Here is a 12,697-nt window from a genome sequence, read left to right as displayed (position 1 = left end):
GGTCATAGCGTGGGGATTCGCCGCGTCGCACCCGGCAGAGTCGCCCGACGTGCGGCACCGACCAGGAGGAGTCACCGATGACTGCGACCGATGCACCGATGAAGCTGCACATCCTGTCCACCGGGGTGATGGAGTGCGACCACACCTGGCTGCTGCTGCAGGCCGGGAACACGATCACCGACCGCGCCCACAAGGACAAGCCCGCGGCCTGGGGCGAGTGCCCCACCCATGCCGTGCTGATCGAGACCCCCGAGGGGAGGATCCTGTGGGACACGGGGGTCCCCCGCGACTGGGAACAGCGCTGGCAGCCCACGGGCCTCCAGGACTTCTTCCCCGTGCAGGAGGACCCCGCCGGCCCCGGATACCTCGACACCGCCCTCGCCGATCTCGAGCTGACCACTGAGGACATCGACGTCCTGGTCCTCTCCCACCTGCACTTCGACCACGCGGCGAACGCGAAGATGTTCCACAACGGGAAGACCCGGATCATCGCCCAGGCCGACGAGATCGAGGGCGTGAAGGGCATCCAGGGCGACTTCGCCGGCGCCCATCTGGTCTCCGACTTCTCGGGCCTCCCCCTCGAGGCGGTGCACGGCGACGCCGAGATCGTGCCCGGCGTCAGCGTCATCTCCACCCCTGGCCACACCTGGGGCACGATGAGCCTGCGGGTCGACCTGCCGGAGGACGGCACCAAGATCTTCACCTCCGACGCGGTCTACCTCGGGGCGAGCTGGGGCCCGCCGGCGATCGGCGCCGGCATCGTCTGGGACAGCGTGGGCTGGCTCGAGTCCGTCGAGAAGCTGCGCCGGATCCAGCAGGAGACCGGGGCCGAGATCGTCTTCGGCCACGACGCCGAGCAGCGGAAGGGCCTCACCCTGGCCCCCGACGGCTTCTACCGCTGAGGGGATGAACCGATGATCCTCTACGACCTCCGCTGCACCGCGGGCCACCGCTTCGAGGCGGGGCTGGCCTCGATGTTCGACGACAACCCCGACTGCCCCTGCGGGGCCACCACCTCGCGCGTCCCCTCCGCGGTGCGGCAGCTCGGCACGGCCGACACGGGCCGCTCCCGCGAGGAGATGCCCACCACCTGGCGCGGCATCCGGCAGGGCCACCCCGACGTGGTCCGCGGCTGGCACCGCGAGATGACCCGCCGCGAGAAGCTCGAGGAGACGCACCCCGAGCTCGCCGGGGACCGCCGCCCGGTCCTCGCCCACGAGCGGTACTTCGAGGGCAGGCCGCTCAAGGCGGGCGACCCCCTGGCCACCCGGGTCGCGCAGGCGACCTTCGGGACCACGACCCCCGCTTCCACGTCCGAGGGGGGCACCCGATGAAGATCCGAGGGGCGGTACTCGAGGAGATGGGGCGGGAGCGCCCCTATGCCGACTCCCGCCCGATCACCGTCGGCGAGCTCGACCTCGACGGACCGGGCCCCACCGAGATCCTCGTGCGCATGGAGGCGGCAGGCGTCTGCCACAGCGACCTCTCCGTGGTCGACGGCAACAGACCCCGCCCCATGCCGATGCTGCTGGGGCACGAGGCCGCCGGCCGCGTGGAGAAGGTGGGGTACGACGTGGAGGACATCCAGGTGGGCGACCGCGTGGTGATGAGCTTCCTGCCCCGCTGCGGCGAGTGCCGGGAGTGCCGCACGGACGGCCGTCTGCCCTGCTCCGTGGGATCGCGGACCAACAACGAGGGGACCCTGCTCAGCGGCTCGAAGCATCTGACCCGGGACGGCGAGACCGTGCACCATCACCTCGGGGTGAGCGGCTTCGCGACGCACGCGGTGGTCGATCAGGCGAGCGCCGTCGTCGTCCCCGAGGAGGTGCCCCCGGAAGTCGCCGCGGTCCTGGGCTGCGCCGTGCTCACCGGCGGCGGCGCCGTGCTGAACGCCGCCCGTCCCGGCCCCGAGGACTCGATCATGATCGTGGGCCTCGGCGGGGTCGGGATGGCCGCGCTCATCACCGCCCTCGCCCAGGACGTGCGGGAGGTGATCGCCGTGGACACCCTGCCCGCGAAGCTGGAGCGGGCCCGCCAGCTCGGTGCGCACCGCACCTGCACCCCCCAGGAGGTCGCCGAGCAGGGCATCACCGCGGACCGGGTCATCGAGGCCGCAGGACACCCGCGGGCCTTCGAGACCGCCGCCGGTGCGATCGGCTTCGGCGGCACGATGGTCACCGTGGGGCTCCCGTCCCCGCGTGCCACGGTGGAGATCGCCCCGCTGCCGCTCACCGCACGGGCCCAGTCGATCGTCGGCTCGTACCTCGGCTCCGCCGTGCCCCGGCGCGACGTCCCCGAGTACGCCCGGCTCTACCTCGCGGGGAAGCTCCCGGTGGAGGAGCTGATCAGCCGCACCATCCGCCTCGAGGACGTGAACGAGGCGATGGACCAGCTGGCCGACGGCGAGGCCGTCCGCCAGGTGATCCTTTTCGACTGAGCCCGCCCAGCCGAGAAGCGAGGTCGGCCCCACCATCCCCGTCCGGGAGGGCGCAGAATGGCGGGGCCGACCGTCGGCCGGCGACCCCGGCCACGGCCCGTCCGGCACCGACCCGAAGGAGTACCTCATGGCCCCGACCTCCCGCGTCACCCCCGCCCGCATCTCCGCCCTGCTGGAGTCCACCCCGCGCAGTTCCCATGTGGGCGGACGCTTCCTGGGCGGCACCGCCTCCCTGGACGTGCTGGACCCCGCGACCGGACGGCCGCTCACCCAGGTGGTCGACGCCGACGCCCGCACCGTCGGCCCGCAGGCCCTGGACGCCGCCGTCGCCGCGCAGGAGGCGTGGGCCGCGGCCCTGCCGAGGGAGCGCTCCGAGATCCTGCGCCGGGCCTACGAGCTGTGCCATGAGCGGGCCGACGACCTGGCGCTGCTGATGACCCTGGAGATGGGCAAGCCCCTCGCGGAGGCCTACGGCGAGGTGACCTACGGGGCGGAGTTCCTGCGCTGGTTCGCGGAGGAGGCAGTGCGGCAGCCGGGTCGCTTCCGGCAGGCGCCCGCGGCCGAGCAGGCGATCCTCACCGTGTCGCGCCCGGTGGGGCCGGTGCTGGCGATCACGCCGTGGAACTTCCCGCTGTCGATGGGCACCCGCAAGATCGCCCCGGCGCTCGCGGCGGGCTGCACCGTGGTGCTGAAGCCGGCCTCGCAGACGCCGCTGACCAGCCTCGCCCTGATGCAGATCCTCGCCGACGCGGGCGTGCCGGCGGGCGTGGTGAATGCCGTGGCCACTTCCGATTCCCGGGGCATGTCGGAGACGCTGCTGGCGGATCCGCGGCTGCGCAAGCTCTCCTTCACCGGCTCCACCGGGGTCGGCCGGGCCCTGCTCGCCCAGGCCTCCCAGCACGTGCTGCGCACCTCGATGGAGCTGGGCGGCAACGCCCCCTTCCTGGTGCTTCCCTCGGCGGACCTGGACACCGCGGTCGAGGCGGCGATGCCCGCGAAGTTCCGCAACAACGGCGAGGCCTGCACCGCCGCCAACCGCTTCTACGTGCACGCCTCGGTGGCCGAGGAGTTCACCGCCCGACTGGTCGAGCGCACGGAGTCACTCCGGGTCGGGGCCGGGATCGCAGAGGGCACCACGATGGGCCCGATGATCGGCGCCGAGGCCGTCGAGGGCATCGAGGAGCTGGTGGCCGACGCCGTGGACCGCGGCGCCCGGGTCCTCACCGGTGGGCGCCGCCCCGAGCCCGGCGAACTGCCGGCCGAGAACGCGGAGGGCTTCTTCTACCTGCCGACCGTGCTGGCCGACGTGCCCGCCGACGCCCGCCTCAACCGCGAGGAGATCTTCGGCCCTGTCGCCCCGATCATCGTGATGGACGACGTGGAGGCGATGGTCCGCGCCGCCAACGACACCGAGTTCGGCCTGATGAGCTACGTGATCGGCGAGAACCTCGCGGAGGTCACCGAGGTGGCGGGCCGCATCGAGGCGGGCATGGTGGCGGTGAATCTGGGCGTCGCCTCCGACGCGGCCGCACCCTTCGGTGGTGTCAAGGAGTCGGGGCTCGGCCGGGAGGGCTCCCACGAGGGCCTGGCCGAATACCTCGAGACCACCTACGTGCGGCTGCCGCTGTGAGCTCGAGGGCCTTCCGGGCGCTCCTGCTGGGGACCGGTCGGGCTCATCTCGGCACCCCCGTCCCCAATCGCCAGTCGTCGGGATAGGACCCGGGCACGGCGACCACCTGCACCGCGTCGGCATGGGCGATGCGACCGGGCCTGCCGCAATTCACTGGCGAGCGCTTCGGGGCCGCTCCTGATGCGCTGCCCCGTGCCGCCGCGGAGCACCTGGCCATCGATCAGCCCGGGACTCGCTTCTCCTCGGTGGTGATGGGCGCGAACACCCACACCGTGGGACTGCCGGACCTGCCTTCCCCGTACCCGCACCTGGAGCAGGTGGTCTTCACCCATCGCGCGCTCGCTCCGGCCGAGAACCTGCGGGCGACCAGCGAGGATCCCGTCACCATCATCCGTGCGATGAAGCAGGCGCGCGGCGGCGACATCTGGCTGTGCGGCGGTGGTGTGTTCGCCGCACAGCTCCGCGACGAGATCGACCGTCTGGTGCTCAAGCGCCAGCCCGCACTGTTCGGCGGGGGCGCCCCCCGTTCGCCCCGAGCCCCTACGCCCCCGCGCCGGCCTCCTCGCCCCGGTCGCCACCGTCGCGGACCGGTCCGGCACCCCGACCACGATGTGACCCTCGGATCGTGCCGGTGTCCACATCGGGGGATGTGTCGACGACGCCGGATTCAACACCCCACAATAGCGAGGGATCCGGATTTCCGCCTTCGAGTAGAAACCCCGGGTTTCTAATGTGGAGGCATTTTGTCCGGGTTACCGGGCATTCCACTCCTCGGCGTCGTGTGCGACGCCACCAGCAGTCTCGTTGTTCGCAGGATCCCGATATCTGCGCCTGTCCCGAGGAGACCACGATGGGCACCCCGATCTATCTGACCGGTGAGGCGAAATCGCCGAGTAACAATCCGATCACCTCGCAGTGGGGGCTGTTCTTCATCGGTCTCGTGGTCGATAATGAGACGCACGTCATACTCGACGCCGACTGCACCACCACCCTCGACCTGACGCGGCGATTCGTCCGGGACCTCGTGGTGGGGCAGTCCCTCCTCGAGGACGACGCCCTGGTGGAGTCCATCTCCGCGAGGTATCACGGCTCGTCACAGCGGGCACTGGCCGCCTCCGTGCGCAGTGCCGCCACGAAGTACCGCGACCTCTCGGCCGGCTCCCCCTCATAACTCCCATCCCCCTCCGTCCGCCCGGGACCTCACCGAACCGGATCCGCCGGAAGCACTGCGACTCGCGCCCTCGGGACGTCGGGTCATGGCGCTTCCGGCTTTTCGCGTTCTGCGAGCCCCTCGCGGACGAAGCACCCCGACCCTGGAGTCACCCGTGATCACCGACGGTCTGCTCATGCTCGGCGTCCTGCTGGGGCTGTCGTGCGGCCTCATCGTGCTCGAACGACGCAGCGGCTGGGCGCTGTTCCGTTACGTCCCGGCAATGGTGCTGATGTACCTGATCTGCGCCGCCCTGAACTCCCTGGGCGTCTTCTCCGCGGAGGAGTCCGCGCGCGCTCCGATCGGCGCGGTGAAGGACGTCGTGCTGCCGGCGATGATCTTCCTGTTCCTCTTCGGCTGCGACCTACGCAAGATCATCCGGCTCGGCCCGAAGCTGCTGCTGACGATGTTCATCGCCTCCGCCTCGCTGTTCCTCGGCATGGTGCTGGTCTACCTGGTCTTCCAGGGGGCGCTCGCGCCGGAGTCGTGGAAGGCGCTGGCGGCGCTGCTGGCCTCCTGGACCGGTGGCAGCCCGAACATGGTGGCCGTGCAGGACATCCTGCAGGCGCCCCCGACGATCTTCGGCTACGCCCTGATGACGGACACGATCATGTACTCGGTGTGGCTGATGCTGATGTTCGCCTCGGCCGCGGTCTCCCCGCGCTTCAACCGGTGGACGAAGGCCGACACCTCCTACCTGTCCGCCCACGAGGGGACGCTCGAGGAGGACGAGAAGCGCGCGATCACCGCCTCCTCACTGGCCATCTGCCTGTTCGGCTCGATCCTGGTCTCCACTCTGGCGATCTGGGCCGGCGAGCACCTGCCGGAGATCGGCATCGTCATCACCGCCACCACCTGGACCATCCTCATCGTCTCCCTGCTCGGCCTGGTCGTGGCCCTCACGCCGCTCGGACGGACGGCCGGCTCGATGGAGGTCGCCACCCTGATGCTGTTCGTGGTGATCGGGCAGATCGCCTCCGGCTCCGACTTCTCCGCGATCACCCAGGCGCCGCTGTACCTGCTGGTCGGCGCGCTGGTGCTGGTGGTGCACGTGGTGATCATGGCGGTCTACGCAAAGCTCGCGAAGGTCGAGCTGTTCTCGCTGGCCGTCGCCTCCACGGCGAACATCGGCGGCGTCGCCTCGGCCCCGGTGGTCGCGAGCGCCTTCAACCGACAGCTGGTGCCCGTCGGCATCCTCTTCGGCCTGATCGGCTCCTTCGCCGGCACCTTCATCGGCCTGGCCGCTGCGCAGGTGATGTCCGCCCTATGAGCACCGCCGCCCTGTCCCGGTCCGCGATCCGCCCCGAGCACCCCCTCGCGGTCCGCGCGGTGCGCCACCACCGCCACCGCGCGCCCCTGCTGCGTCCCTTCGTCACGGCCGCCCGACGCACCGAGTGCGTCGAGTACGTGGTGGCCGAGGTGGAGCTGAACGACGGCACCATCGGTCAGGGCTCCGCTGCCGAGACCGTCGCCGTGACCGGGGAGGACGCCGCCTCGATCGCCGCCGCCCTGGGCGGTCCGCTGCGTGCGGCGGTCGAAGGGCGACGCGGCACCCTGCGCGAGCTCACCCGCGCGGTGGCGGGGGCGGCCCCGGGGGCCAGCAGCGCCCGGGCGGCTCTCGACGTGGCCCTGCACGACGCCTGGGCGCGCCGCCTCGACCAGACGCTGGTCGAGCTGCTCGGCGGCCGCACCGGCGGTCAGCTGCCCAACGACATGACCATCTCCCTGGAGGACCCCGACTCGATGGCCCAGCACGCCCGCGAGGCCGTCGCCGGCGGGCACGAGGTGCTGAAGATCAAGCTGGGCGGGAACATCGAGGAGGACCGCCGCCGCCTCCGCGCGGTGGTCGAGGCCGCACCCCACGCCCGGCTGCGGTTGGATGCGAACCAGGGCTGGAGCGCTCCGGAGGCCATCAGGATCCTCGACTCCTTCACCGCGGAGGGGCTGCCGGTGGACCTGGTGGAGCAGCCGGTTCCCGCCGCGGACATCGCCGGCATGGCCCGGGTCCGGGAGGCCACCGATATCCCCGTCATGGCCGACGAGTCCGTGTGGACCGCCGCCGACGCGCGCCGCATCGTCGCGGCCGGCGCCGCCGACATGCTGAACATCAAGCTCGCCAAGACCGGGGGCATCGGCGAGGCGCTGGCCATCGCCGACGTGGCCCTCGAGGCGGGGCTGAGCTGCATGGTCGGCGCGATGATGGAGCCGCGCATCTCGATCACCGCCGCCGCCCACGTGGCCTTCGCCCATCCGGCGATCACCACGATCGACCTGGATCCGCCCGCCTGGTTCTCCTCCGCTCTGCCCTTCGGCGGCTACGCCCAGCCGGGCGGACGGCTGCGTCTGCTCGGCGGCCCGGGGCTGGGTCTGGACCGGCTGCCCGAGGACGCGGACCCGGCCCCGCCCGGATAGACGTGGCCGGGCGTCACGCGCATCCACACGGACCAGGGGTGGTGCGGGGATGTCCGTCCGGAGGGGAACCCGGACGGACCCCAGGGGATGAGGGGGACACGACCGCGGTGGGCGGAGCACAGTGGTGCCCCGCCCACCCGGTCACCAGTGCGCACCCGTACACTGCGGCGCATGGAGACCCCGCAGCTGCGCCTGACCCAGCACGTCGACGCCCCCGCCGCGAGCGTGTGGGCCGTGCTCACCGACGTCGAGCACGCCGCCGACACCCTGAGCGGCGTCGAGGCCGTGGAGATGCTGACCGAGGGTCCCTACGCGGTGGGCACCCGCTGGCGGGAGACCCGCACCATGATGGGCATGACCGCGAGCGAGGAGATGGAGGTGACGGAGGTCGAGGAGGGCCACCGCACCATCGTCGCCGCCCAGAACGGCGAGGTCGCCTATCGCACCGTCTTCACCGTGCGGGAGAAGCCCACCGGCACGGACCTGACCATGGTGTTCGGGTCCGAGATGCCCGCGCAGCGCGGCCTGGCAAAGCTACTCGGCGCGGTGATGGGACGGATCGGCCTGCGTGCCTCGCAGCGGGCGATGGAGCAGGACCTGCAGGACATCGCCGCCGCGGCCGTCGCCCGCGGCTGATCGCTCTCAGCCCGCCGGGGTCGTGAGCTCCGGCAGCAGACGGCGGGCGGTCGCGTGGATCCGGCCGGTGGCCTGCTGCTCCGTGCCGCCGGCGGTGAGCACGGCCAGCACCCGCTGCACCGTCGTGCCGGGGGTGCCGATCACGGCCACGTCGTGGCGGTAGCCGGGCACGGTGCCGCTCTTGGAGCCGACCGGCACGCCGGCCCGCAGCACCGCGGCGATCAGCCGGATGCGCTGGGCGGCGAGCGCCCGCCGGGCCAGCTCCCGCGAGGTGAGGGAGAGGTCGTCCCCGCGGGACAGGACGTGGGCGGTGCGGGCGAGGTCCGCGGCCGAGACCTCATTGGTCTCCCCGCGCGCGATCGCGGGCGCGTCCCCGATCAGCCGCTCCATCCGGGTCGCGGTGAGGCCGAGCCGGGCGATCTCCTCCCCCACGACGGCGAGCCCGGCGCGCGCGTCCCCGTCTCCGAGCAGGGCCACCAGGTGGTTCGTGGCCTCGTTGCTGGAGCGGTCGATCATCCGCACGGCCAGCTCCCCCACCGGGATCGGCGTGCACTCGGCCGGGTGGCTCGGGTCGAGGTGGTCGCCGGCCAGGGTGACGGGCCGACCGTCGGGGCCCATGACGGTGCGCGTGGCGGCGACCTCTTCCGCCAGGTCCAGGTCGCCGCGGTCGGCCCCGCGCAGCACCGCCAGCAGGACGTGCAGCTTGATGGTGCTGGCGGCGTAGAAGGGGCGGTCGGCGTCCTCGGCGCGCAGGACGGCGCCATCCCCGCCGAGCAGGCACGCCGCGACCGCCTCGCCCCGAGGGGCGGAGGCGGTCGGCAGGGTCATCGGCGGGCTGCTGCGGAGGAGGTCAGCGGGCCAGGGGGTCGTCCTCGCCGGGCTCGGCGGTGTCGACGTCGCCGGTGATGCCGACCTCCAGGTCGTCCTGCACCCGGAACTCCTCGCCCTCGCCGAGGGTCTCCGTCTCAATGGCGTCGATGTCGAGGTCGTCGCCGCCGAGCTCCGCCACCTCGGCCGGGTCGTCGCCCTCGGAGACCATCTCGTCGCCCTCGCGGTTGCCCTGCTCGGCGGCGACGGACTCGTCCTCCCCGATCTCCAGGTCGTAGTCGGCGGCGTCGTCGGAGAGCTCGTCGGCGTCGCGCTCGCGGTCGGCCTCGAGGATGTCGTCGGCGCCCTCGATGCCGTCGGGGCCGCTGGTCTCCTCGGCGGCGCCGTCCAGTTCGCCGACCTCGAGGTCGGCGGCGTCGGGGTCGAAGGGGTTCTCGCTCATGGTGTCCTCCTGGATGGTTGGTCTCTCGCGCGGTGCAGTGTAGGAGCCGCCGCCGGTCCCGGGCGAGCCGGGCCGGTCCGGGCGGTGGTCAGGAGCCCTGGTGCCCCTCGAAGGCGTCGGGGCGCTTGCCGCGCCGGCCGTCCTCCCCGCGGTCGAGACCGCTGATGCGGGCCACCTCGTCCGCGGTCAGCGGCAGGGCGAGAGCCGCGAGATTCTGGGCGATCCGGGACGGGGTCACCGACTTCGGGATCACCACGTTGCCGAGCGCGAGGTTCCAGGCCAGCACCACCTGGGCGGGGCTCGCCTCGTGGGCGCGGGCGATCTCGGCGACGACCGGGTCCTCCAGCTCCCCGCCGCCCTGGCCGAGCGGCGACCAGCTCTCGGTGAGGATACCGCGGCGGGCATGGTCCTCCCGCGCGGCGGCCTGCGCGAAGTAGGGGTGCAGCTCGATCTGGTTCAGGGCGGGCACGACGCCGGTGGCCTCGAACACGGCCTCGATGTCGACGTCGCGGAAGTTGGAGACGCCGATCGAGCGGACCCGTCCCTGACGCTGCAGCTCCACCAGCGCCCGCCAGGTCTCCACGGTGAGGCCCTTCTCGGGGCAGGGCCAGTGGATGAGGTAGAGGTCCAGGTAGTCCAGCCCGAGGTCGGCCATGCTGGCGTCGAAGGAGGCGATCGCCGCCTCGTACCCCTGGTCCTGGTTGGGGCACTTGGAAGTCACGAAGACCTCCTCGCGGGGAACCTCGGCCCGGCGCAGGCCCTCGCCGACCCCGGCTTCGTTGTCGTAGCCGCGGGCGGTGTCGATGTGGCGGTAGCCCGCGTTCAGCGCGGTCTCGACCACGGCGGCGGTGTCCTCGGCGGGCACCTGCCAGACGCCGAGCCCGAGCTGCGGGATGGAGTGGCCGTCGGCGAAGGTCAGGCGGGGCGTGGGCAGGCCGGTCTCGGTCATGGGGTCCTCATCTCGGGAGAGCGGGTGGGGAGAGCGGGTGGGCGGGATCAGGTCGTGACGCCGAGGGAGATCGGGCGGGCGCTCGGGTCTGAGCGCAGCCAGCGGCTCAGCTCGGGCGGGTGCACAGCGAACTCGCCGAGGCGCTCGATGGGCAGCCAGCGGGTGCCGACCTGCCCGGGATCGGGGTCGCTGCCGACGGAGGGCTCCTCGCCGTCCTCTAGGCCGCACCAGTAGGCGACGTTGACCTGGTGGAACAGCGGGATCGGGGCGCCGTCACGCAGCCGCGTCTCCTGCCGCACCTCGAACAGGCAGGCCACCTGGTGCACGGTGACGCGGGCACCGATCTCCTCGGCGCACTCGCGCACCAGCGCCTCGGGCTGGCTCTCGCCGTGCTCCTGGCCGCCGCCGGGCAGCGTGTACACGTCACGGCCGTCGGGATCGACGACGTGGTTCATCAGCACCTGGCCGCCGCGGAGCAGCAGCGCCTTCACGGCGAGGCGGGGTCCGCTCATGCCGCGCTTCCGCCGCGCAGGCGGGAGGCGGCGCGGGAGGCCAGCTCGGTGTCGTCGCCGGCGGCCAGCAGGTCTCGCACGGCCTCCTCGTCGCGCAGCAGGCCCATCAGCGCCTGCAGGGCCCGCAGGTGCGCACGGGCGTCGGCGAGCAGGGGCATCGCGATCAGTTCGGCGGCGACGTTCTCGCCCTGGCCGCCCATCGCCCCGAAGGGCACCGGCGCGGCGAGGGTCGCGACGACCAGGCCCGAGGTGCGCACGTGCTGCGGCTCGGCGTGGGGGATGGCGGTGGGGACCGGGGTCGCCAGACCGGTGGGGTAGGTGGCCTCGCGGTCCCGCAGCGCGGCCGGGAAGTCCGTATCGACGGCGTCCATCGCGCGCAGCCGCGCGGCGAGGACGTCGAGGGCGTCCGCGGCGGTGGCGGCCTCGAGCCCGGTGACGGCGAGCACGACGTCGAGCGCGGCGGCGGGCGCGGTGTCGCCCGGGTGGGGGTCGGTGAGCATGGGGCCTCCCTGATCCATCCCCCGATTCTGACACCTCGTCACCGATCCCGGGAGGGGCAGACCGCCGCCCGTACCACCGCGCGAACGGAAGATGCCGGGATCGCCCCGGTACGTCAGCCGCGGCCGCGCAGCACCTGCTCGAAGCGCCCGGTGAGCTCGGCGTCGACGGGCAGTGCGTGGCCGTCCAGCGTCGTGATCGGGGCGGCGAGGCGACTGGAGGAGAGCAGCCAGGCGCCGTCGGAGCCGGCGACGTCGGCGGGGGTCATCAGCTCCTCGGCGACCTCGTACCCCTCGGAGCGCAGGGCCTCGAAGACGGAGGCGACGCTGGTGCCGGGCAGCACGCCTGCCGAGGCGGGGGTGGTGGAGAAGCGGCCGCCGCGGCGCACCAGCAGCGTGGAGGTCGGCCCTTCCAGGGCGTAGCCGTCGCCGGAGACGAACAGGACGTCCTGCGCGCCGCGGCGGTGGGCCTCGCGGAAGGCGGCCATGTTCACGGCGTAGCTGAGGGTCTTCGCGCCGGCCAGCAGCCAGGGGCTGGTCTCGTTGACGGTGCTGGGCACGCCGCGGTCCAGGGTGATCACGTCGATGCCGGCGCGCTGCGGGGCGTAGTCGTCGGCGGTGCGGGCGTGGTACCAGCAGCTCGGCTCGCCGCTGCCCTCGACGCCGCGGGTGAGGGAGAGACGGACGGTCAGCTCCTCCACCGGCGGATGGGCGTCGATGGTGGCCTGCAGCGCGGCCTCCAGGACGGCGAGGTCCGGGGCGGGCAGGTCGATGCGGTCGGCGCTGCGCACCAGGCGCGCCAGATGGGGTCCGACGTTCACGGGGGTGCCGTCGAACACGCCGATGGTCTCGAAGACGCCGTCGCCGCGGGTGGCGACGAAGTCGGTGACCCGGAGCTGGGGGGCGTCGGCATCGGCGAGGAGGTGGGGCTCGGCGGCCTGGGCGTCGTAGGCACCGGGGACGAGCATGAGCACCGGCGGATGGGGCTGTTCGGACGGCATGGCTTCCTCCTGTCGACGGGGCCGACGAGTCACGCCGGGCACCCGGCTCCCAGGGTAGACCGCGGCGGCGTCGGGCACGTCCGGTCCGGGAGAGCGCGCGGGCATAGGGTGAGCCCTCGTGACCCCCTCCGCTCCGCCCTCTT

The 12,697-nt window shown here is 72.8% G+C and carries 14 protein-coding genes; 8 read left to right on the top strand and 6 right to left on the bottom strand.

The window, feature by feature from the left end; genetic code table 11:
• Positions 1-77: 77 nt before the first annotated feature.
• The 8 genes from OM98_RS05235 (at position 78) to OM98_RS05195 (ending at position 8,325) form a co-directional block, all read left to right on the top strand.
• Positions 78-902 carry an N-acyl homoserine lactonase family protein gene (locus tag OM98_RS05235; protein ID WP_010533538.1) on the top strand — a complete coding sequence of 275 codons (825 nt, stop codon included), beginning with the start codon at positions 78-80 and terminating at the stop codon, positions 900-902.
• A 12-nt stretch (positions 903-914) separates the two neighbouring features.
• Positions 915-1,334, top strand: coding sequence for an FmdB family zinc ribbon protein (locus OM98_RS05230; protein ID WP_010533537.1), 420 nt, complete (start codon positions 915-917; stop codon positions 1,332-1,334).
• Positions 1,331-2,437 (top strand): alcohol dehydrogenase catalytic domain-containing protein, encoded by a 1,107-nt coding sequence (locus OM98_RS05225; RefSeq protein WP_010533536.1) that lies wholly within the window; start codon positions 1,331-1,333, stop codon positions 2,435-2,437. The genes OM98_RS05230 and OM98_RS05225 overlap by 4 nt, the downstream gene beginning before the upstream one ends.
• Positions 2,438-2,564: 127 nt before the next feature.
• Positions 2,565-4,067 (top strand): NAD-dependent succinate-semialdehyde dehydrogenase, encoded by a 1,503-nt coding sequence (locus tag OM98_RS05220; protein ID WP_010533535.1) that lies wholly within the window; start codon positions 2,565-2,567, stop codon positions 4,065-4,067.
• A gap of 850 nt (positions 4,068-4,917) precedes the next feature.
• Complete coding sequence (locus tag OM98_RS05210) at positions 4,918-5,238, top strand: DUF3870 domain-containing protein (protein ID WP_010533533.1); 321 nt, start codon at positions 4,918-4,920, stop codon at positions 5,236-5,238.
• Between the two features lie 154 nt (positions 5,239-5,392).
• Entirely contained in the window at positions 5,393-6,547 is a 1,155-nt protein-coding gene (locus tag OM98_RS05205) for a DUF819 family protein (protein WP_010533532.1), read from the top strand.
• A complete protein-coding gene (locus OM98_RS05200; RefSeq protein WP_010533531.1) occupies positions 6,544-7,689 on the top strand; it encodes a dipeptide epimerase in 1,146 nt (381 codons plus the stop codon). Before OM98_RS05205 ends, OM98_RS05200 begins: the two co-directional genes overlap by 4 nt.
• Positions 7,690-7,860: 171 nt before the next feature.
• Complete coding sequence (locus tag OM98_RS05195) at positions 7,861-8,325, top strand: SRPBCC family protein (protein WP_010533530.1); 465 nt, start codon at positions 7,861-7,863, stop codon at positions 8,323-8,325.
• 6 nt (positions 8,326-8,331) lie between these two features.
• Here OM98_RS05195 and OM98_RS05190 read toward each other — a convergent pair whose 3' ends face one another.
• From OM98_RS05190 to OM98_RS05165, 6 genes are all read right to left on the bottom strand, one after another.
• Positions 8,332-9,153, bottom strand: a complete 822-nt coding sequence (locus tag OM98_RS05190; protein ID WP_010533529.1) for a serine hydrolase — start codon at positions 9,151-9,153, stop codon at positions 8,332-8,334.
• Between the two features lie 22 nt (positions 9,154-9,175).
• The gene (locus tag OM98_RS05185; protein WP_010533528.1) at positions 9,176-9,595 is read right to left on the bottom strand and encodes a hypothetical protein; all 420 of its coding nucleotides are present in this window, start codon (positions 9,593-9,595) and stop codon (positions 9,176-9,178) included.
• Positions 9,596-9,683: 88 nt separating this feature from the next.
• The gene (locus OM98_RS05180; protein ID WP_010533527.1) at positions 9,684-10,544 is read right to left on the bottom strand and encodes an aldo/keto reductase; all 861 of its coding nucleotides are present in this window, start codon (positions 10,542-10,544) and stop codon (positions 9,684-9,686) included.
• 47 nt (positions 10,545-10,591) lie between these two features.
• Positions 10,592-11,056 carry an NUDIX domain-containing protein gene (locus OM98_RS05175; protein ID WP_010533526.1) on the bottom strand — a complete coding sequence of 155 codons (465 nt, stop codon included), beginning with the start codon at positions 11,054-11,056 and terminating at the stop codon, positions 10,592-10,594.
• Positions 11,053-11,574 carry a PTS sugar transporter subunit IIA gene (locus OM98_RS05170; protein WP_245528719.1) on the bottom strand — a complete coding sequence of 174 codons (522 nt, stop codon included), beginning with the start codon at positions 11,572-11,574 and terminating at the stop codon, positions 11,053-11,055. Before OM98_RS05170 ends, OM98_RS05175 begins: the two co-directional genes overlap by 4 nt.
• A gap of 95 nt (positions 11,575-11,669) precedes the next feature.
• Positions 11,670-12,554, bottom strand: coding sequence for an aminodeoxychorismate lyase (locus tag OM98_RS05165; RefSeq protein ID WP_010533524.1), 885 nt, complete (start codon positions 12,552-12,554; stop codon positions 11,670-11,672).
• Positions 12,555-12,697 lie beyond the last annotated feature (143 nt).

Origin of the sequence: Brachybacterium squillarum M-6-3, from assembly GCF_000225825.1 — a bacterium.
In the GTDB taxonomy this organism is placed as follows: domain Bacteria; phylum Actinomycetota; class Actinomycetes; order Actinomycetales; family Dermabacteraceae; genus Brachybacterium; species Brachybacterium squillarum.
The sequence above is the reverse complement of the archived record's forward strand: the minus strand, read 5'-3'. Positions and strand labels throughout refer to the sequence as shown.